Annotated in this window: 12 protein-coding genes; 7 read left to right on the top strand and 5 right to left on the bottom strand. The window is 63.2% G+C overall.

What is annotated here, in order from left to right:
• Window positions 1–4 precede the first annotated feature (4 nt).
• Window positions 5–748 carry a ribose-5-phosphate isomerase RpiA gene (gene rpiA, locus JAO73_RS07195; protein WP_198976414.1) on the top strand — a complete coding sequence of 248 codons (744 nt, stop codon included), beginning with the start codon at window positions 5–7 and terminating at the stop codon, window positions 746–748.
• Between the two features lie 151 nt (window positions 749–899).
• Here the strand turns inward: rpiA and pgl are convergent, their stop codons facing one another.
• From pgl to JAO73_RS07220, 5 genes are all read right to left on the bottom strand, one after another.
• Complete coding sequence (gene pgl / locus JAO73_RS07200) at window positions 900–1625, bottom strand: 6-phosphogluconolactonase (RefSeq protein WP_198976415.1); 726 nt, start codon at window positions 1623–1625, stop codon at window positions 900–902.
• 2 nt (window positions 1626–1627) lie between these two features.
• Entirely contained in the window at window positions 1628–3148 is a 1521-nt protein-coding gene (zwf, locus tag JAO73_RS07205) for a glucose-6-phosphate dehydrogenase (protein ID WP_198976416.1), read from the bottom strand.
• 144 nt (window positions 3149–3292) lie between these two features.
• Entirely contained in the window at window positions 3293–4792 is a 1500-nt protein-coding gene (gnd, locus tag JAO73_RS07210; RefSeq protein WP_198976417.1) for an NADP-dependent phosphogluconate dehydrogenase, read from the bottom strand.
• A 490-nt stretch (window positions 4793–5282) separates the two neighbouring features.
• A complete protein-coding gene (locus JAO73_RS07215; protein WP_198976418.1) occupies window positions 5283–6299 on the bottom strand; it encodes a LacI family DNA-binding transcriptional regulator in 1017 nt (338 codons plus the stop codon).
• A gap of 252 nt (window positions 6300–6551) precedes the next feature.
• Window positions 6552–9305: a substrate-binding domain-containing protein gene (locus JAO73_RS07220; RefSeq protein ID WP_198976419.1), complete on the bottom strand. Its 2754-nt coding sequence runs from the start codon at window positions 9303–9305 to the stop codon at window positions 6552–6554.
• A 358-nt stretch (window positions 9306–9663) separates the two neighbouring features.
• Here JAO73_RS07220 and JAO73_RS07225 point away from each other — a divergent pair, with 358 nt between their 5' ends.
• The 6 genes from JAO73_RS07225 to JAO73_RS07250 all read left to right on the top strand — a co-directional run bounded on the left by JAO73_RS07225 (window position 9664) and on the right by JAO73_RS07250 (window position 20659).
• Window positions 9664–12708, top strand: a complete 3045-nt coding sequence (locus JAO73_RS07225; protein WP_198976420.1) for a SusC/RagA family TonB-linked outer membrane protein — start codon at window positions 9664–9666, stop codon at window positions 12706–12708.
• 170 nt (window positions 12709–12878) lie between these two features.
• The gene (locus JAO73_RS07230) at window positions 12879–14306 is read left to right on the top strand and encodes a RagB/SusD family nutrient uptake outer membrane protein (RefSeq protein ID WP_198976421.1); all 1428 of its coding nucleotides are present in this window, start codon (window positions 12879–12881) and stop codon (window positions 14304–14306) included.
• Between the two features lie 110 nt (window positions 14307–14416).
• Entirely contained in the window at window positions 14417–15607 is a 1191-nt protein-coding gene (locus JAO73_RS07235) for an alginate lyase family protein (protein ID WP_198976422.1), read from the top strand.
• 134 nt (window positions 15608–15741) lie between these two features.
• Window positions 15742–16971, top strand: a complete 1230-nt coding sequence (locus JAO73_RS07240; protein WP_198976423.1) for a glycoside hydrolase family 88 protein — start codon at window positions 15742–15744, stop codon at window positions 16969–16971.
• Window positions 16932–17792: an SDR family oxidoreductase gene (locus tag JAO73_RS07245; RefSeq protein ID WP_198976424.1), complete on the top strand. Its 861-nt coding sequence runs from the start codon at window positions 16932–16934 to the stop codon at window positions 17790–17792. Before JAO73_RS07240 ends, JAO73_RS07245 begins: the two co-directional genes overlap by 40 nt.
• Window positions 17793–17908: 116 nt before the next feature.
• Complete coding sequence (locus JAO73_RS07250; protein WP_317191206.1) at window positions 17909–20659, top strand: glycoside hydrolase family 2 TIM barrel-domain containing protein; 2751 nt, start codon at window positions 17909–17911, stop codon at window positions 20657–20659.
• Window positions 20660–20753: the final 94 nt, after the last annotated feature.

The raw sequence follows: 20753 nt of genomic DNA on the forward strand, positions 1-20753 counted from the left end.
TTCAATGAGTGCGACTGCCGAACAACTCGCCCGCGAAAAACGACTCGCCGCTGCCACTGCCCTGCGCTGGGTGCGCGACGGCATGCTGCTTGGCCTGGGAAGCGGCAGCACGGCCGCCAGTTTCATCGTGGAATTGGGCAAAGCCGTGCGCGAGCAGGGGCTGCAGGTGCAAGGCACGGCCACTTCAGTAGCCAGCGAAAAACTGGCCCGCGAAGCCGGCATTCCGTTGCTGGAGCCCCGCCGCGGCCTGCGCTTCGACCTGACCGTGGACGGGGCCGACGAGCTGGACGCGCACCTGCGCCTGGTGAAAGGCGGCGGCGGGGCCTTGCTGCGCGAAAAAGTGCTGGCTACGGCGTCCGATTACCTGCTCATCGTCGCCGATTCCAGCAAAGCTGTGGCGCAGTTGGGCCGTTTCCCCCTGCCGCTGGAGGTTGTGCCGTTTGCCCTGCCCTGGGTGCTCGACGCGGTGGCCGCCCTGGGCGGCGCACCCGTGTTGCGCATGAGCAAAGAAGCCCCCGCCGAACCGGTCAAATCCGACCAGGAAAACCTGCTGGTGGATTGCCACTTTGAGGTAATTGCGGAGCCGGAGCAGCTGGTCGCGCAGCTGCAAAACATCCCCGGAATCGTGGAACAGGGCTTGTTTCTGGGCCTGGCGCGGGCTGCAGTGGTGGCGAAAGGGGAAGACGTGCAAGTGCTGCGGCCGGGGCGACCGTCGGCGGCGGCCGCCAGTTTCGCAGAGCTGCCATAACGGGGCCGACAGGATTGTAAAAACGAGTAGAGACGCAACATGTTGCGTCTCGTCGTTGAACGTTTGGCGCCGCTCCACCTGCCTTGTTATGGTGTCGTTCTGGCGCGAGTTGTTCAACGACGAGACGCAATATTTTGCGTCTCTACTCGTTCTATAGCTTGGGCAGCAGGGCGGCGGCGGCCTGGTCCAGAAACCAATGCGTTTCGCCGGCCGGCGCAATGAGCTGGGCCGGGAATTCGTCCACGTCGCGGGCATCGTGGAGCACATGGCGCACGGCCGCGGCCTTGTCTTCGCCATACACCAGGAAAGCCACGGCGCGGGCCTGGTTGAGCAAGGGCGCCGTGAGGGTGATGCGGAAAACGTTTTTATCGGCCAGAAACACTTCCCGGGCGCCCACGCTGGCATCGTGCAGCACAGGCGTATGCGGAAACAGCGACGCCGTGTGCGAGTTGTCGCCGAGCCCGAGCAGTATCAAATCGAAACAAGCTTCTTCGGCCCCAAAAAAGTGCTGGATGGTGCGCGTGTACGCCGCCGCCGCCGCCGCGGGAGGGAGCGTGGTGTCTACCGCAAAAACCTGCGCGGCGGCAATGCCCAGCGGCTCCAGCAGCGCTTCGTTGGCCATGCGGTAGTTGCTCTCGGCGTCGGTAGCAGGCACGTTGCGCTCATCACCGAAGAAGAAAAAGACCTGCGGCCAGGCCACCTTTTCGCGGTAGGCAGGCGAGGCCAGCAATTCGTACAGCTTCCTGGGCGAGTTGCCGCCTGACAGGGCCACCACAAACCGGCCGCGCGCCGCAATGGCCCGGCCGGCCTGCGCCACAAAATAGTCGGCCAAATCCGTCAGCACCTGCTCGGCCGTGGGGTTGATGTGCAACTCCATGGCTAGTGCTTGGCGCCGTTCAGCGGCAGGGTGTACCAGTGGAAGCCGTCGCGCGCAATGAGCGCCTCGGCCGTTTCGGGGCCCCACGAGTCGGCCGAGTAGTTGGGGAAGCTCTGGCTGGCGCGGCCCTGCCAGGAGTGCAGAATGGGCATGATGAGGTCCCAGGCCGCCTCCACCTGGTCGCCGCGCATGAACAGCGTCTGGTCGCCCATCATGGTGTCGAGCAGCAAGGTTTCGTAGGCCTCCGGGGCCTCGCTGGTGTAGGTGCCTTTGTAGTCGAACACCATGTCCACGGTGTTGAGCATCATGTCGAGGCCCGGGCGCTTGGCCTGCACCTGCAACCGGATGCTCATCTCGGGCTGTATGCTGATGATGAGGCGGTTCTGCTGCCAGCTTTCGGCCGTTTCGGGCGGGAAGATGTTGTGCGGCGCGTCGCGAAACTGAATCATGATGATGGACGCCGAGCGGTGCATGCGCTTGCCGGTGCGCACGTAAAACGGCACGCCCTGCCAGCGCCAATTGTCCACAAAAAACTTCACCGCCGCGAAGGTTTCGGTGTTCGATGTGGGGTTGGCGTCCTTTTCCTGGCGGTAGCCGGGTACTTGCTCGCCCTGCATCCAGCCCTCGCCGTACTGCCCGCGCACGGCCGACTCGCGCACGTCCTCGGCCCCGAAGCGGCGCATGGCGCGCAGCACGTCCACCTTGCGGTTGCGCACTTCGTCGGCCGTGAAATCGACCGGCGGCTCCATGGCCACTAGGCACAGCAGCTGCAGCAGGTGGTTCTGAATCATGTCGCGCAGGGCGCCGGCGCCGTCATAGTAGCCGCTGCGGTCGCCCACACCGAGCTGCTCGCTCACCGAAATCTGCACGTGGTCAATGTAGTTGCGGTTCCAGAGCGGCTCCATCAGGGCGTTGGCGAAGCGGAAGGCCATAATGTTCTGCACCGTTTCCTTGCCCAAGTAGTGGTCGATGCGGTAAATCTGGCGCTCGTCGAAAATCTCGCCCAGCAGCTTGTTCAGCTCGCGGGCCGAGTCGAGGTCGTGCCCAAAGGGCTTCTCAATCACGATGCGCGTGCGGTCGGAGTCGTCGGCCAGCTTGCTTTTGGCGAGGTTGGAGGCGATGATGGGGAAGAACTCCGGTGCTACGGCTAGGTAATAAATGATGTTGGCCGGGGCTTTCCAGGCGTCTTCGCAGGCCTTGATGTGCTTGCCGAATTCCTTGTAAGTGCCGGCGTCCTTCACGTCGGCCTGTTGGTATACCATGTGCTGGCTGAAGGCCGCCCACTTGTCCTTTTCGGCCTTGCCGTTGCGCGAAAACTGGTTGATGCCGTCTAGGATTTTCGTCCGGAATTCCTCGTCCGTGAGCTTGGTGCGGCCCGTGCCGATGATGGCAAACTGCTCGGGCAGCCAGCCGTCGAGAAACAGGTTATAAAGCGCCGGGGCCAGCTTGCGGGCGTTCAAATCGCCGGTGCCGCCAAAAATGACGAAAATGGTGGGCGAAACTTTTTGGGAGGAAGAGCTCATGCGCAGAAGAGGGAAGCGGTTTTTAAGCAATTTGAGGGTGGCAAGTGTCATGCAGAGCGCAGCGCAGCATCTAGCGTGCCACCACTAATTACTTTCTGCGAGCGAGATGCTTCGTTGCGCTCTGCATGACCATCTTTTTTGGCGTTACGAGTTGGGCGTCACCGGTTTCTCGCCGGTGTTTTCCGGGCCCACGGCCACTTCCTGTTTGTTGGCCGCGTCTTCGTGGGCCGGCGTCCATTGGGTGTGAAACACGCCTTCGTGGCCAATCAGCTCGTAGGTGTGCGCGCCGAAATAGTCGCGCTGGGCCTGAATCAGGTTCGAGGGCATGCGCGCGGTGCGGAAGGTGTCGAAGTAGCTCAGGCACGCAGCGTAGGCCGGCAGCGCCAGCCCCGCCGTGACGGCGGCCGCCACCACCGTGCGGGCGCCCGGCACGCTGCCTTTCACCAGCTCCTGCACGCGCCCGTCGAGCAGCAGGTGCGGCAGGTCCGGCGTCTGTTCGAAGGCGTTGAAAATGTCATTTAGGAACCTGGAGCGGATGATGCAGCCGCCGCGCCAGATTTTGGCGATTTCGGCCAGGTTCAGGTTGTAGGAAAAGTCCTTCGAGGCCTTGGCCAGCAGGTGCATGCCCTGGGCGTAGGTCACCACCATGTTAAAGTAAAACGCCTGCTCCAGGCTGGCCAGGAAGGCTTGCTGGTCGACTGGCAGCGGGGCCGGCTCCGGGCCGTAGAGGCCGGCCAGCTGCTCGCGCAGGGCCTTGTATTTGGAGAGGTCGCGCAGGGCCACGGCCGTGTCGATGGTCGGAATGGCCATTTCCAAATCCATGGCCACCTGCGAGGTCCACTTGCCGGTGCCCTTGGAGCGCGCCTCGTCCTTGATGTCGTCGAGCAGCAGGTGGTCGGTGCCGGGCGCGATGAAGCCGAAAATGTCCTTCGTGATGTCGAGCAAAAAGGACTGCAGGCGGCCCTCGTTCCACTCGGTGAACACCCGGCCGATGGCGGCGTTGTCTAGGCCCAGGCCGCGCTGCATCACGGCATACGTTTCGGCAATGAGTTGCATCAGGCCGTATTCGATGCCGTTGTGCACCATTTTCACAAAATGGCCGGCCGCGCCGGGCCCGATGTAGGTCACGCAGGGTTGGCCGTCCACCTGGGCCGCAATGGCCTCGAACATCGGCCGCATGGCCTCGTAGGCTTTCTGGTCGCCACCGGGCATCATGCTGGGGCCGAAGCGGGCGCCTTCCTCGCCGCCCGAGATGCCCATGCCGAAGAAGTGAAAGCCCTCGGCGGCCAGGGCCGCGTCGCGGCGGTTGGTGTCGGTGAAATGCGAGTTGCCGCCGTCGATGATGACGTCGCCCGGCGCGAGCAGGGGCCGCAGCTCGTCAATCACGCTGTCCACGATTTTGCCGGCCGGTACCAGCATCATGATGGCGCGCGGCTTGCTGAGGCTGTTGATGAACTCGGGCAGTTCGGTGAAGCCTTTCACGGGCTTGCCGGCGCCTTCTTCGGCCAGTAGGTCAATTTTGGCGGCGTCTTTGTCGTAGCCGGCGCCGGCAAAGTGGTGGTCGGCCAGGTTCAGCAGCAGGTTGCGGCCCATGGTGCCCAGGCCAATCATGCCAAAGGAAAAAGAGGTTGGCGTGTCGCTCATCGGAAGGGGGTTTCGGAGGTGGGGGTGGTTACGAACGCAAAAGGTAAGGGTGCATCCCCAACGAAGGGATGACCCGCGCCAAGCCTACGGCGCCGGTTACCTACTAGGTTCGATGGCGTTTTGTTATTCAGAGGGGCGCTGGGCCGCGGCAAAACGGCCTGCCCTTGCTGCCAAAAGCATGCGGCGGCTGGTAGTGCCCTCTCCACCAGCCGAAGCAATGCCGGCAGGCAACCGCTCGCTCAGTTTCGTGCAGTCGACCCCGCGCCGCGCAACGAAAAGCGAAAAGGCCCTCACATTGCTGTGAGGACCTTTTTTGTGATTGCATAAAGGCCAAAATGGCATGGGCGACTGAATCAGAGCAGTTAACAATAACCCTTCTTGGTTCTGTCCGATGGTCTGCTCTGCGAGCTGCTGTCTGGTGCGGTGCGTGCTGATGGAAAAAAAGCAGCTACCGACTGCGGCCGCTGACGGGTACCCGGCCGGTAGCGGCTTAATGAGAAGCCGTTGAAGCCCGCGCTACCAGCTCCGACTTCAGCACCATGCTGTGGGCCGGCAGCACCGGCTTGTGCTTCAAGATGGATTGGAACAAGATGCGCGCCGCTTCTTTGCCAATGGCGTAGGCCGGCTGGGTGATGGTGGTGAGGCTGGGGGCCAGCAGCGAAGCCATCTCCATGTTAGAAAACCCCACAATTTTGATGTCTTGCGGAATGGACCGGCCCAGCTGCTGGCAAGCCTGGTAGCTGCTCAGCGCCAGCCGCTCCACCGAAGCAAAGATGCCGTCGATGTCGGGCCGCTGCTGAAGCAGGTTCTTGATTTTGCGCAGGCTGTCGGCGTTCGAGCCGCTGCCGTTGAGCACCAGGCCGGCGTCGTACGGAATGGCGTGGTCTTGCAGGGCGGCCATGTAGCCGTGCAGGCGCTTGTTGCCGATGGAAAGCGTGCCCGAAACCTGCAAATGCGCGATGGTGCGGCACCCGGCCCGCAGCAGGTGCTCGGTGGCTTGGTAGCTGCTGGTGTAGTCGTCGGTGGTCACGGTGGCCGTGTTCAGGCTGTCGCTCACCCGGTCGAACAGCACCAGGGGCAGGCCCCGTTGCCGCAGCTTCTCCAGGTGGGCCACGCTGCGCGTGCCGCTGGCTAGGGCCATGAGCACGCCATCGACGCGCCCGCCGGTGAGGTACTTGGCCACGGCTTTCTCTTGCTCGCCGCTGTCGTGGGTGAGGTAGATGAGGACGTGGTAGCCGTTTTGCTGGGCCACTTCCTCTATGCCGTTGATGGCCAGCGAGAAGAAATGGTTGTCGACCTGGGGCAGCACCACCCCGATGGTCTTGGTCACGTTGTTGCGCAGGCTGCCGGCAAAGGGGTTGGGCTGGTAGTTGAGCTGGCGCGCCACGGACTGCACCCGCTCGCGGGTGGCGGTGCTGATTTCGTAGCTGTCGCGCATGGCCCGCGACACCGTTGACGACGACAGGCCAAGCTCGCCGGCCAGTTGTTTTAGATTGACGAAACTCATGGGGCGGGTGGGATTTGGAGTCAGGATTCAGGCGAAATGGTCGGCACCGCCGCCACGTTCTGCCAGCCGGTCTCAGGGGCCGACTGCTACAAAATTCTCCGCACCATGAGCTCAGGCCTTGCTCATTTATTGCATAGATTGTTCACAGGTTAATTTTTAGTAAATCATTTGAAATACAAGTTATTGCAAGTAAAAAAAACGAGCTGTCATGCAGCTCGGTTTCGTTTTTATAACAGGGCTTTTGAGTTTGCTTCAAGGCGCGGCCGATACGTGCAGAGCCCGAAACTCGGACGGCGACAGCTGGTAGCGCGCCCGGAAGCTGGTGGAGAAATAAGAAGGGGAGGAGAAGCCCAACTCGTAGGCTACATCCGCCACGGTGCGCTGCTCGTCAAGCAGCAACTCGCGGGCTTTGGTGAGGCGCAGGCTTTGAATGAAGTCGGTGACGCCGGTACCCAGCACGGCCTTCACCTTGCGGTAGAGCTGCATGCGCGAAATGCCCAGGGCGTGGGCAATGTCTTCCACGCTCAGGTCAGTTTTGGTGAGGTGGGCTTCGACCACGGCCGTGAGGTCGAGGAGAAATTTCTGGTCGGGGCTGGCGGGCGCCACAGTGGCGGTATCGAGGCTCAGCTCGCGGCGGAAATGCGTCCGCTGGCGGGCGCGGTTGGCCAGCAGGGTGCGCACGCTTTCGAGCAGAAAGGTCGGGTTGAAGGGCTTGGTGAGGTAGAGGTCGGCGCCGGCCTGCACGCCTTCCAGCTGCTGCTCGGCCGCCGAGCGCGCCGTGAGCAATATGACCGGGATGTGCGAGGTGCGCCAGTCGGCCCGCAGCTGCGTCACCACTTCCAGCCCGCCCAGGCCCGGCATCATCACGTCGCACACTATCAGGTCCGGAATCAACTCGGTGGCCATTCGGAAGCCGCTGTGGCCATCAGTCGCCGTTTGCACCCGGAAGTCGCCGCGCAGCTTGCGGGCCACGAAGTCGTTCACCTCAGCGTTGTCTTCTATTACCAACACCAGCGTTTCGCTGGCCGTTTCGGCGGCGGCCAACGAAACTTCCGGGCCGAAGTCGGCCGGCAGCGGCTCCGGCTCTTCCAAGGCCAGCGCTGGCAATGGTGCCGCCCCGCGGGCTTGCAGCTCGGCCGGCAGCTCCCGGGGCGCCGTCACGGTGAAGGTGCTGCCCTGGCCTGGCTGGCTGCTGAGCGTGAGCTGCCCCTGGTGCAGCCGCACCAGCCCGTGCGCCAGCGCCAGCCCCATGCCCGAGCCCTGGGCCACGGCGCCCTGCTCGCCCTGGTAAAACCACTCAAACACGTGCGCCCGGTCCGATGCGCTGATGCCGGGGCCGGTGTCGGCCACGCTCACCCGCCAGGCGCGGCCGCCCTCGGCAGCTTGCAAACTCACGGTGATGCGGCCCTGCTCGGGCGTAAATTTCAAGGCATTGGACAGGAGGTTGAGAAAGACTTTGTCCAGCAGATTCGCATCAAACCAAGCCGGTAGCTCGGCCTCAGCCGCTACGAAGCGGAGCTGCACGCCGCGCAGCCGGGCGGGCTTCTCGAAGGCTTCCACCAACTCGCGCACGAAGGCCACCAAGTCGCTCTCGGTGGCGCGCACGGCCATTTTGCCTACCTCAATCTTGCGGAAATCCAGTAATTGGTTCACCAGTTGCAGCAGCCGCTGGGTGTTGCGCTGCACAAGCGCCAGGTCCTGCCGCTGCGCGCCGCTTAGGTCAGAGCCGCTGCCCAGCAGCTCCTCCACCGGCCCCAGGATGAGGGTGAGCGGCGTGCGCAACTCGTGCGAGAAGTTGGTGAAAAAGCGCAACTTGGCCTCGGTATCGGCGCGGCCCTGCTCGGCCAGGGCGGCTATATGGTTGCGCTGCTGGCTGATTTCCTCGTTTTGAGCGCTCAGCTGGCCGTTGAGTAAAGCCAGCTGCCCGTTTATCAAACGGTTTTTGCGGGCCGAGCGCCAAGCCAGCGCGCCCAGTGCCAGCGCGCCCAGCAGCGTGGCCAACAGTACATACAGCACCGTGTGCTGGCTGGCGTAGGTGGCTTGCAGGCGTTGCAGCAGGCCGTGCTGCAGCTCGATGTCCTTTTGCTGGGTGAGAATTTTCTCGCGCTGCTGCATCATCATTTCCACGTTGGTCGAGTCGATGACGACTGTGCTCAGCTTGTTTTCGCGCTTGAAGGGCTGGTGGTTCAGGATGCGCAACGCTGTGCGAATGGCATCTTCTCCGGCCGGCGCATACAGCAGCGAGGCCTTGAACACGCCCCGGTCCACCAGGTCCAGCGCCAACCCGTCGACTCCGATGATGCCCACTTTCCTGGTGAGGCCCAGCTGCTGCAGCACCTCGGCGGCGGCCTTGCCCATGTTGTCGTTGTGGGCGAAGATGAGCGTGGCTTCGGGGTGGGCCAGCAGCGCGGCTTTCAGCGGCGCTTTCAGGGTGGTGATGTTCCAGTTGCCGGTCACCTCGGCCGCCACGTGCATGTTCGGGTATGCCTTCAGGCCCTGGGCAAAGCCAAGGAGCCGCCCCGCGGTGGCCGACGACTTGCGCGCCCCGGTCAGCTCAATCACGCTGCCGTGCTCGTGCAGCAGGCTGGCGGCGTAGCGGGCCGCCGTCTGGCCCACCGCCACGTTGTCGCCGCCCACGTAGGCCGTGAACTGCTGCGAGGTGATGCGGCGGTCGAGCAGCAGCACCGGGATGCCGGTTTCGTAGGCCGCTTCCACGGCCGGCGTCACGGGGCCGGGCTCGTAGGGCGACACAATGAGCAGGTCGATGCCGCCGCGCACCAGTTCCCTGATTTGCTGGCTCTGGCGCTGGCTGTTGTCTTTGGCGTCGAGCATGCGCAGCTGCACTTCGGGGTGAAAGCTGAGCTCACGTTCCATGCCGGCCAGCACGGCCTGCCGCCAAATGCCCTGCGTGCTGCACTGCGAGAAACCGATGCGGTAGGCAGGCGGCGGGGCCGGGCCGGCGCACCCGCCCAGCAGCACGCACATTGGCCCCCACCATGCCCACATTCGAAAGCTACTCCAACTAATCACGGGTAATCCTAAAAAACACCGGACCAAATAAAACGCCCGACTTACCCAAATATACGGCTTGCCGCTGGCGCATCGGCTCAAGCACGGCAGTGGGCACCTCGGTCCGATTTCATTTGCTCTTCACGGTTGCTTTTGCCCCGGGCCGGCACGCCGTGGCTACTGCAAGCGCAGTCTTGTGTTTTCAAAATTAAGCGTATGTAAATCAATTATTTGTGTAATTATTTTACGTAAACGATTCCGTAAAAAAACGTTTTTTGCAAGCCGCCTGGGGGAGTTGAGGGTCTTTATTTACTGAATAAATGAGCCCTCACTCACTTTCATAATCCCACCTGTTATGCGAAAACTTTGTCTCATTTTTGGGCTGCTGGCGTTCCTGGGAACGTTTGCGGCTCAGGCACAAACCCGGCAGGTGTCCGGGCGGGTTCTCAACGCGGCCGACAAGACGCCTCTGCCCGGCGTATCGGTGCTGCTGAAGGGCACCACCACGGGCACGAGCACCAATGCGGCCGGCGAATTCGAGCTGAACGTGCCCGGCAGTGGCGGCACGCTCGTGTTTTCCTTCGTGGGCTTCGAATCGTTTGAGCAGCCCATCGGTTCCTCCTCTTCCATCAACGTGCAGCTGAAAGAGCAGGCCCAGGACCTGAACGAGGTGGTGGTGGTGGGCTACGGCACCCAGCGCAAGCGCGACATCACGGGCTCGGTGGTGTCCATCTCGGCCGAGCAGGTGGCCGAAACGCCCATTGCGCGGGCCGACCAGATTTTGCAGGGCCGCGCCGCCGGTGTGCAGGTGACGCAAACCAACTCGGAGCCGGGCGGCAACGTGTCCATCCGCATTCGCGGCACCAACTCCATCAATACCGGCAACGAGCCGCTGTTTGTGGTGGACGGCTTTCCCGGCGCGGGCGACCTCAACTCCATCAACCCCAGCGACATTGAAAGCATTGAGGTGCTGAAGGATGCGTCGGCCACGGCCATTTACGGCTCGCGCGGCGCCAATGGCGTCATCCTCATCACCACCAAGAAGGGCAAGGTGGGCAAGGGCACCATCAGCGCGGAGGGCTATACCGGCATTCAGCTGGTGCGGCACAAGTTCGATTTGATGAACGCCAAGCAGTTTGCGCAGTACCTGAACGACGTGAACGCCGGCTCGACCACGCTGCCGGCGCCCTACCGCCAGAGCCAGATTGACTCGCTGGGCGAAGGCACCGACTGGCAGGACGAGCTGTTCCGCCCGGCCCCGATGAGCAACTACCAGCTGGGCTTCAACGGCGGCACCGAGGAAACGCGCTACAACCTCAGCTTCAATTATTTCGACCAGCAGGGCATTGTGCTGAACTCGGGCTTCAAACGCGCCACGGTGCGCCTGAACCTGGACAAGAAAATCAGCCCCAAGCTGAGCTTCAACTTTTCGAGCCAGGTGGCGGGCACGTTTGAAAACCGCGCGTTTGTGAACTCCTCGGGCGGTAGCAACGGCGGCGTACTGCTTGATGCTTTGCGCATTAGTCCCATAGTGCCGGTGCGCGACGCCTTCGGCAACTACACCTACTCCAACGGCCCGCTGCCCTACGTGGAAGACGTGGGCAACCCCATTGCCTACGCCGAGCAGGTGAAGGACCAGCGCACGGTAGCCCGCGGCCTGTTCAACGTGGCAGCCAACTACGAAATCATCCCCGGCCTGACGGCCCGCGTGACCGGCGGCTTCGACTACAACAACAACCAAATCAACCAGTACCGGCCGTCCGACATCTTCCAGGGCCGGCTCACCAACGGTTCGGCCACGCGCAGCACCACCTACCGCTACAGCTGGCTGAACGAGAATACGCTGACTTACGACAAGAAGCTGAACGAGAACAACTTCCTGAACGTGGTGGTGGGCGTGACCGAGCAGCAGTTTTTCGGCGACAACTTCGCCACCACGGCCACCAATTTTTTCACCAACACCCTGGGCTCCGACAACCTGGCCCTGGCGGCCGTGGTGCTCACCCCCAACTCGGGCCGGCCCTCCAACACGCTGGCCTCGTACTTCGGGCGGGTGAACTACCGCTTGTTTGAGCGGTTCCTGTTCACGGCCACGCTACGGGCCGACGGCTCGTCGCGCTTCGGAGCGAATAATAAGTGGGGCTACTTCCCGTCGGCCGCCTTCGCCTACCGGCTCATTGACGAGAAGTTCATGTCGGGCTTCACGGCGCTGAGCGACCTGAAAATCCGCCTGGGCTACGGCATCACCGGCAACCAGGAAATCCCGAACTACCAGTCGCTGGCGCGCTACGACGCCGGCTCCTACGCCTCGGGCAGCACCCGGCTGGTGGGCCTGGTGCCGCTGAACATCCCCAACCCCAACCTGAAATGGGAGTCGACGGCGGCGGCCAATGCGGGCATCGACGTGGCGTTTCTGCAAAACCGCATTGTCATCACGGCTGATGCGTACTACAAGAAAACCACCGACTTGCTCTTGCAAGTATCGACGCCCCGCACCAGCGGCTACAACAGCATTTTGCTAAACGCCGGCAGCGTGGAAAACAAGGGCGTGGAGTTCGCGCTGAATACGCTGAACATCGATACCAAGAACTTTTCGTGGAACACCAACCTCAACATCTCGCTCAACCGCAACAAGGTGCTCGACCTCAACGGCGAGTACGAGCGCTACGTGGGCAGTTCCAGCTCCAGCCTGTTTGTGGGCTCGGGCTTGGGCAACACCAGCCTGCTGCGCGTGGGCGAGCCCATCGGCACGTTTTTCGGCTACCAGTTCGACGGGCTGTGGCAGACCCAGGATGAGATTGTGGCCAGCGGCACCAAAACCGTGGTGCGCCCCGGCGACCCGCGCTACGTGGACCAGAACGGCGACGGCGTTATCACGGCCCTCGACCGCGTGATTATCGGCCGGGCCCAGCCTAAGTTCATTTACGGCGTCACGAACGGCTTCAAATACGGGGGCTTCAACCTGAGCATTTTCCTGCAGGGCGTGCAGGGCTCCAGCGTGCTCAACCTGAACCGCTACGAGCTGGAATCGGGCATCACGACCACCAACAAGCTGACCACCGTGACCAACCGCTGGACGCCCACCAACACCAACACCACCATCCCGCGGGCTGGCAGCACGCTGCGCCGCAGCACCGGCATCGTGAGCGACGTGGTGGAGGACGGCAGCTTCCTGCGCCTCAAAACCCTGACGCTGGGCTACACGCTGCCTAAGTTCAGCAAGGTCATTAAGTCGGCCAACGTGTACGTGACGGCCCAGAACGTGCTGACGTTCACGAAGTACACCGGCTACGACCCCGAGGTGAACTCCTTCGGCAGCGACAACCTGAGCCTGAACACGGACTACAATGCCTACCCCAGCACCCGCACGTTTATCGCCGGGGTGCGCCTGGGCTTTTAGAATGGTAGGCCGATGAAAAAGAACGTCATGCTGAGCTTGTCGAAGCATCTCTACTGCGCAGGCAATTAATGCCGCTACAACGAAGCGGTAGAGATGCTTCGGCTGCGCTCAGCATGACGGGCAATGACCGTTTGCACCCCAACTCCCACCGACTTTCCCATCCATTCCCGATGAAAAAAAATATCCTCCTGCTCGGCGTCCTGGCCCTTGGCCTGAGCCTGGGCGCCTGCGAAAAATTCCTCCAGGAAGAACCCGCCGACTTTCTGGCGGCCGAAAACTTTTACCAGAACGAAAACGACGCCATTGCCGGCCTCAACGGTGTGTTTAACGCCCTGCTGCCTCAGACCTACTACGGCCGCACGGGCTGGCAAATCACGGAGCTGCCCGGCGAGCTGATTCGGGTGGGCTCCAGCACCGACGAGCGGGCCCAGCTGTCGCGCTTCATCTACACGCCCACCAACACCGAAATCAACAGCTGGTGGACCAACTCGTACCGGATGATAAACCGGGCCAACGACGTGATTGAGAAAGTGCCGGCCATCAACATGGACGCCACGCGCAAGGCCAACATCATCGGCAACGCCCGCTTCCTGCGCGCCCAGGGCTACTTCGATTTGGTGCGCTGCTTCGGCGATGTGCCGCTCATCACCTCCACGGTGAAAGGCCCGGCCGACGACCTGCGCCCGCCGCGCACGCCGCTGGCGCGGGTGTACGACCAGATTATCGAAGACCTGAAATACGCCGAGGCCAACTGCTACCTCGAAAGCCGGATTCCGGCCGGCGAGAAGGGCCGGGTGTCGAGCGGGGCCGCCGCCGCCGTGCTGGCCAAGGTGTACGTGACGCGCGCCGCCACCAGCGCCGCCCAACCCACCGACAACCAGAGCGGCCTCGACGCCTGCAACCGCGTCATCAACTCGAACCAGTACAGCCTGCTGCCGGTGTACGGCGACGTGTTCAACCCCGACAAGGAAAACGGGCCGGAGCACATCTTTAGCATCCAGTTCGACCTGCCGCCAAACACGGGTAGCATCATTGTGCGGCAGTTTTTGCCCTCGCAGCTGCAAGGCCTGGGCACCTTCACGGTAGAGGACAGCCTCGTGCGCTCCTACCGCACCACCGACGTGCGCCGGGCCTGGAACATCAGCAACCAGGCCGGCACCACCACGCTGGCCCGCTACTACTTCAACAAGTTCCGGGACGACAAGCGCATCATCAACGACTCGCGGGCCAACTACCTCATCACGCGCTATGCCGACGTGCTGCTGTTGCAGTCAGAAGCCCGCAATAATATCAACCCCAACGACCCGCTGAAGTACGAAGGCTATAACCGCGTGCGAGCCCGCGCCGGCATTGCCCAGTGGCCCACCGCCCGCGTCACCACCAAAGATGCTTTCGTGGACATGCTGGTGCGCGAGCGCGGCTGGGAGCTGGTGCAGGAAGGCCACCGCTGGTTCGACCTTGTGCGTCTGGGCCGCCTTTTCGAGCGCGAGCGCGCCATCTTCAACCGCACCGTGGACCCGCGCTACCTGCTGTTCCCCATTCCGCAGCCCGAAATACAGCTGAACCCGAATCTGACCCAGAACCCGGGGTATAACTAGGGGCGTAGCGTGGACTCTGCGAGTCCGCGCATCGTTCGGGCCGTTCGTGCAAGCGCGGACTCGCAGAGTCCACGCGCTGGCCTGCGCCGCCCATTCCAACCAATTCAATTATGCGCCTAATCCTTCTTTCCCTGGTGTGGTGGGCAATGAGCGCGCCGGTGCTGGCAGCTGCAACTGCCGCGCCGGCCGCGTTCATTTTGCTCGACCCGGCCGCCATGGCCGCCTACAAAATGGCTTACAAAGCCGGTCACCAGCCCGAGGCCGCCCGCGTGCAGGAGCTGTTGCGCGAGGCCAACGCCGCCCTCAAGCGCGGGCCCTACACCATCGCAAACAAGCCCCAGACGCCCCCCAGCGGCGACAAGCACGACTACATCTCGCAAGCCCCGTACTGGTGGCCCGACCCCACGAAGCCCGACGGCAAGCCCTACATTCAAAAGGACGGCCTGCGCAATCCAGAGTCGGAGGCCATGAAGGACAGCGAGACGCTCAGCAAGCTGTGCGCCGACGTGCAGAAGCTGGGCCTGGCCTACTATTTCGCGGGCAACGAGGACTACGCCCGCCAGGCCACGCGCCTGCTGCAAGTGTTTTTCCTGGACCCCGCCACCCGCATGAACCCCAACCTGAACTTCGGGCAGGGCATTCCGGGCATCAACAACGGCCGCAACTTCGGCATCATCGAAACCCGCCACCTGGTGAACATCCCGGAAGCCTTGGCCCTGCTGAACGGCAGCCCGAGTGTGGATGCAGCCACGGTAGGAGGGGTGAAAGCCTGGTTTACGGACTTCACCACCTGGCTCACCACCAGCCCGGTGGCCCTGCCCGAAGGCGCGGCCAAGAACAACCACGGCACTTTCTACGACACGCAGGTGGTGGACTTTGCTCTCTTCACCGGCAATACGGCCCTGGCCAAAACCACGCTGCAACGGCAAACCTGGCCCCGCGTGGCCGTGCAGTTTCAGCCCGATGGCGCGCAGCCGCTGGAGCTGGCCCGCACCCGCCCCTGGAACTACACCAGCATGAACATGCAGGGCTGGGCGCGCCTGGCCCTGCTGGCCCCACACGTCGGCCTCGACCTCTGGCACTACGCCACCCCCGACGGCCGCGGCCTGCGCCCTGCCGTGGAGTGGTTTCGGCCCTACCTGCTGGGCCAGAAAAAGATGGAGAAAGCCGACGCCGCCGGCACTTCCGACACCCTGGCCCTGGACGTGTACGAGCAGGCCCGCCGCGCCTACCCCGACCTGAAAGCCGCCGAAGTATTTGCCAAGCACCCGGATTTCAAGCCCGTGCCCTGGGCCTATTGATGATGAAGAAAACCTCGAATCAGGGCCGTAGAGACGCCATATGTTGCGTGTCGTCGTTGAACGACCGAAATCGCGCCGGTCGGATTTCAGCTTGCTTAGTACAAACGGCCTCGTTCAATGACGAGACGCAACATATGGCGTCTCTACCGCGACTGGCCCTATTACTACTCTTCTTGGTAAGCAGCCTCAACCCGCTCCAAGCCCAGAAGCGGCAGCCCGCCAAACTGCCCATCGGCAAGCCGCTGGCGGTGCCCGTGGCCGCTGCCGTGGCCCGCGCCGAGGCCCAGTACACCGCCTACCTGCGCCAGTACCCCGACAGCACCCAGCACCCGCGCAGCACCGAAAACGACGGCCAACTCGTGCGCACCACCTCCCGGAACTGGACCAGCGGCTTCTTCGCCGGCAACCTCTGGTACCTGGCCCGCCTCAGCGGCCAGCCGCAGTGGCCGCGCCGTGCCGCCGCTTTCACCGAAACCCTGGACGCTGAGAAGAACACCACCACCACCCACGACCTCGGCTTCATTCTTAATAACTCCTACGGCCAGGGCTACGCCCTCACGAAAAAACCGCAGTACCGCGCCGTGCTGCTGCAAGCCGCCGCCTCGCTGGCCAAACGCTTTATCCCCACGGTGGGCGCCATCCGGTCATGGGACCACCACGCCGAACTGTGGGCGTATCCGGTCATCGTTGATAACCTGATGAATTTGGAGCTACTGTTCGCCGCTACGCGTCTGAGCGGCGACTCGACCTACTACCGCATTGCCAAAACCCACGCCGCGACGGATTTGAAGTACCGGTTTCGGGCCGATTTCAGCACCTTTCACGTCCTGAATTTCGACCCCGCCACCGGCAAATTATTGACGGCCGTTACGCACCAAGGCTTTGCCGACAACTCCTGCTGGGCGCGGGGGCAGGCCTGGGCCATCTACGGCTACACCATGGTTTACCGGGAAACTAAAGACCCGAAGTTCCTGGCCGCCGCCATGCACGCGGCCGACTATTACCTCGGGCACACCGCCAGCATTCCCGACCATATTCCTTACTGGGACTTCAACGCGCCCGACATTCCCAAGGCCCCGCGCGATGCCTCGGCCGCCGCCGTCGCCGCCTCCGGCATGCTGGAGCTGAGCAAGTATGCCCCGAAGAAAAACGGCTACTACGCTGCCGCCACGGCCATTCTCACCAGCCTGAGCACGCCCAAATACCTGGCCGCCGCTGGCACCAACAACTACTTCCTGCTGAAGCACAGCACCGGAAATTTCCCCGCCAACTCAGAAATCGACGTGCCGCTGGTGTACGCCGACTACTACTACCTCGAAGCCCTATGGCGCTACCAGAACTACGCCCAGTTGACGCTCAACTAGCCACTCAAACTGACAGTTTTTCGCTCGAAAGCAAAGTCATTGTCGTCACCGGCGGCACCGGTATTCTCGGCGAAGCCTTCTTGGCCGGCATTGTGGAAGCCGGCGGCACCGTGGGCATCCTGGGCCGCAACGCCGCCCTGGCCGAAGCCCGTGCCGCCGCCATCAACCACCGGGGCGGCCGGGCCCTGGCCCTGGTGGCCGACGTGCTGAACGAAGACGCCCTGCACCTCGCCTGTGATTTGATGATGAGCACCTTCGGCCGGATTGACGGCTTGGTGAATGCCGCCGGCGGCAACGCCCCCGACGGCGTGCTGGCCGCCGATGCCGACGTGTTCAACATGGACCTCGCCGGCATGCGCCGCGTGATGGACCTCAACGTGTGGGGCACGCTGCTGCCGACGCAGGTGTTCGGCCCGGCCATTGCCGCCTCGGGCGCGGGCAGCATCGTCAATATTTCCTCCATGAACTCGAAGCGGGCCATCACCAAAGTGCTGGGCTACAACATGGGCAAGGCCGCCGTGGACTGCTACAACCAGTGGTTTGCCGTGGAAATGGCCCACCGCTACGGCGACCGCCTGCGCATGAACGCGCTGGCCCCCGGCTTCTTCCTCACCGAGCAAAACCGTGCCCTTCTCACCAATCCCGACGGCACCTTCACCCCGCGCGGCGAGCTGGTGATTCGCCAAACGCCGTTCAAGCGCTTCGGCCACCCCAACGAGCTGAACGGGGCCCTCGTCTGGCTCCTGAGCGACGCCTCGCGCTTCGTCACCGGCTCCATGATTTGCGTGGATGGCGGCTTTTCCATCTTCGGGGGCGTTTAATTCGGCCTATGATAGAGCCGCTAACCTCACCCCTGACCCCTTTCCAAAAGAGAGGGGAACCTGACGATTCTTGTAGCATGGGCTTTGCGAGTCCGCGCCTGCTTGGGCCAGAACACGTGTCGGGTAGAATATTCCGTCCAGGCGCGGACTCGCAGAGTCCACGCTACATCCGCGCCGCGGTTTGCGTACTACTGCTCTTCCTGCTTCCTTTTGGCCAGGCCGCTGCCCAGCGCATCACCCAGTCCATCAACTCCGACTGGCAGTTTCGTAAAGCCGATGGGACCGACTACTCCCAGACGCCCGCGCCGGCCACCGGCTGGGAAAAAGTCGCCATTCCACACACCTGGAACGCCCTCGACGTGACCGACGACGAGCCCGGCTACTACCGCGGCATCGGCTGGTACCGCAAGGCGTTGCGCGTCCCGGCCAGCTGGCAAAACCGTCGGGTTTACCTCTACTTCGAAGGTGCGGGTCAGGAAGCGTCCGTGTATGTGAACGGGCAGTTGGCCGGCCGCCATGCCGGGGGCTACACGGCGTTCAGCTTCCCCATCAGCCAGTGGCTGAAGTTCGATAAAGGTGCCCAAAACGAGGTGGTGGTGAAGGTCGATAACAGTCCCAACGCCGCCCTGCCGCCGCTTTCGGCCGACTTTACCTTCTATGGTGGGCTGTACCGCGACGTGTATCTGGTGGCCGCCAACCCGGTGCATTTCGACCTTGATAACCACGCGTCCAGCGGCCTGTTTGTGAGCACGCCCGCCGTGTCGGCCGAAGCGGCCGAGGTGCTGGCCCGGGGCACCCTGGTGAATGAATCGACTACCAAGCGCCGCCTCACGGTGCTCACGGAGCTGACTGACCATGCTGGTAACCTCGTAGCCCAGCAGCGCAGCAGCCTCTCGCTGGCGGCAGGAGAGAAGCGGGAGTTTCGGCAAACCTTCGCGGGCCTGCGCCGGCCGCATTTGTGGTCGCCCGCCGACCCGTACCTGTACCACGTCACGACCACCGTGCGGGAGGCCGGTCCGGCCGACGCCGCGCCGCTCGATGCCGTGAGCAGCCCGCTGGGCCTGCGCTGGTACCGTTTCGACGCGGCCAGTGGGTTCTCCCTCAATGGCCAGCCGCTCAAGCTCATCGGCACCAACCGCCACCAGGATTTTCCCGGCCTCGGCAACGCCCTGCCCGACGCCCTGGCCGAGCGCGACCTGCTACTCCTGAAGCAGATGGGGGGCAACTTCCTGCGCGTGTCGCACTACCCGCAGGACCCCGCCGTGCTCGCCGCCTGCGACCGCCTGGGCATCCTGGCCTCCGTGGAAATTCCGGTGGTGAATGCCATCACCGACTCGCCGGCTTTTTTCGAGAATTGCAAAAACATGCAGACGGAGATGATTCGGCAGGGCTACAACCACCCCAGCGTCATCATCTGGGCCTACATGAACGAGGTACTGCTGCGCCTGCCCGCCGGCCTCACCAAGGACAACGACGCCGGCAAAGCCTACCTCGCCCGCGTGGCCGCCCTGGCCCGCGAGCTCGACGCCCTGACCCGCCGCGAAGACCCCGCCCGCTACACCATGCTGGTCAACCACGGCGCGTTTGAGCTCTACCAGCAGGCCGGCCTGCTCAATATTTCCCAGCTCATCGGCTGGAACCTCTACGCCGGCTGGTACTCGGGCGGCTTCCAAGGCTTCCCCGATTTCCTGGACCGCCACCGCCGCGAGCTGCCCGATAAGCCTCTGCTGGTAACCGAGTTCGGGGCCGATGCCGATGCGCGGCTGCATTCCTTCAACCCATTGCGCTTCGATAAAACCACGGAGTACGCCAACCGCTACCATCAGTTTTACCTCAAGGAAATCCTGGCCCGGCCCTTCGTGGCCGGGGCCACCGTCTGGAATCTGGCCGAATTCAACTCCGAAAGCCGGCAGGAGGCCGTGCCGCACATCAACAACAAAAGCCTGCTCACCGCCGACCGCCAGCCCAAAGACGCCTACCTGTTCTACCAGGCCCATTTGCTAAAAACGCCCTTCGTCCGCATCGGCTCCCGGGCCTGGACTTTGCGCAGTGGCCTCGCCGCCGGGCCCGATTCTCTGCACTGCCGCCAGCCGGTGGAAGTGTACACCAACCAGCCCAGCGCCGAGCTGCTGCTGAACGGCCGCTCGCTGGGCACGCACCCGGCCGAGTTCGGCATCGTGCGCTTCACGGTGCCCTTCGGCGCGGGCCTGAACCAACTCACCGCCCGCGCCGGCCTCGCTCCCCCAGACAATGTGGAGGTGCAGTTCCAGCTGCTGCCCACCAACCTGGCTTCGGAAAAATGGCCCTTCACCGAACTCAACATCAGCCTCGGCGACCAGCGCATTTTCACCGATGCCAGGCTGAACCAGGTGTGGCTGCCGGAGCAGGCCTACGCGCCCGGCGGCTGGGGCTACGTGGGCGGCCATCCCTTCGCGCTGCCCGGCTCCGGCCGCCTGCCCTACGGCTCCGACCGCAACATCCTCGGTACCGAATACGATGCCATGTACGAAACCCAGCGCGTGGGCCTCAGCCAGTTCCGCCTCGACGTGCCGGCCGGTCAATACGAAGTCACCCTGCACTTTGCCGAGCTCGAAGCCGTGCCCGCCGCCGAGCAGCTGGCCTACAACCTCGCCAAACCCGATGCCGCCGCGGCGGCCCCTGCTAAAGCGGCCCGGCGCTTTGACGTGTCGTTGAACGGCCTGCTGGTGCTGTCCGACTTAGGGCCGGAAAATGGCCTGCCGCCGCTGCAAGCCGCGAGTTTCAAGCTGCCCGTGAGCGTGCGCAACGGCCAGGGCATCACGCTCGATTTTAACGCCACGGCCGGCGAAGCGGTGCTGAATGGCATTCAGGTAAAGCGGGTGGAGTGAGCCATTGGACGAGGTAGAGACGCAACATGTTGCGTCTCGTCGTTGAACGGCCGGCCCCACGCCGGACGGCGCAGAATTGCACGGAATAAACAAC

Origin of the sequence: Hymenobacter miniatus, assembly GCF_016427455.1 — a bacterium.
GTDB classification, from domain to species: domain Bacteria; phylum Bacteroidota; class Bacteroidia; order Cytophagales; family Hymenobacteraceae; genus Hymenobacter; species Hymenobacter armeniacus.

Excerpts from the sequence above, each read along its gene's own strand:
- JAO73_RS07220 (WP_198976419.1), bottom strand. The coding sequence starts at position 9,305 with ATGTGGGCATGGTGGGGGCCAATGTGCGTGCTGCTGGGCGGGTGCGCC.
- JAO73_RS07230 (WP_198976421.1), top strand. The coding sequence starts at position 12,879 with ATGAAAAAAAATATCCTCCTGCTCGGCGTCCTGGCCCTTGGCCTGAGC.
- JAO73_RS07225 (WP_198976420.1), top strand. The coding sequence starts at position 9,664 with ATGCGAAAACTTTGTCTCATTTTTGGGCTGCTGGCGTTCCTGGGAACG.
- pgl (WP_198976415.1), bottom strand. The coding sequence starts at position 1,625 with ATGGAGTTGCACATCAACCCCACGGCCGAGCAGGTGCTGACGGATTTG.
- zwf (WP_198976416.1), bottom strand. The coding sequence starts at position 3,148 with ATGAGCTCTTCCTCCCAAAAAGTTTCGCCCACCATTTTCGTCATTTTT.
- JAO73_RS07235 (WP_198976422.1), top strand. The coding sequence starts at position 14,417 with ATGCGCCTAATCCTTCTTTCCCTGGTGTGGTGGGCAATGAGCGCGCCG.
- gnd (WP_198976417.1), bottom strand. The coding sequence starts at position 4,792 with ATGAGCGACACGCCAACCTCTTTTTCCTTTGGCATGATTGGCCTGGGC.
- JAO73_RS07215 (WP_198976418.1), bottom strand. The coding sequence starts at position 6,299 with ATGAGTTTCGTCAATCTAAAACAACTGGCCGGCGAGCTTGGCCTGTCG.
- rpiA (WP_198976414.1), top strand. The coding sequence starts at position 5 with ATGAGTGCGACTGCCGAACAACTCGCCCGCGAAAAACGACTCGCCGCT.
- JAO73_RS07240 (WP_198976423.1), top strand. The coding sequence starts at position 15,742 with ATGGCGTCTCTACCGCGACTGGCCCTATTACTACTCTTCTTGGTAAGC.
- JAO73_RS07245 (WP_198976424.1), top strand. The coding sequence starts at position 16,932 with ATGGCGCTACCAGAACTACGCCCAGTTGACGCTCAACTAGCCACTCAA.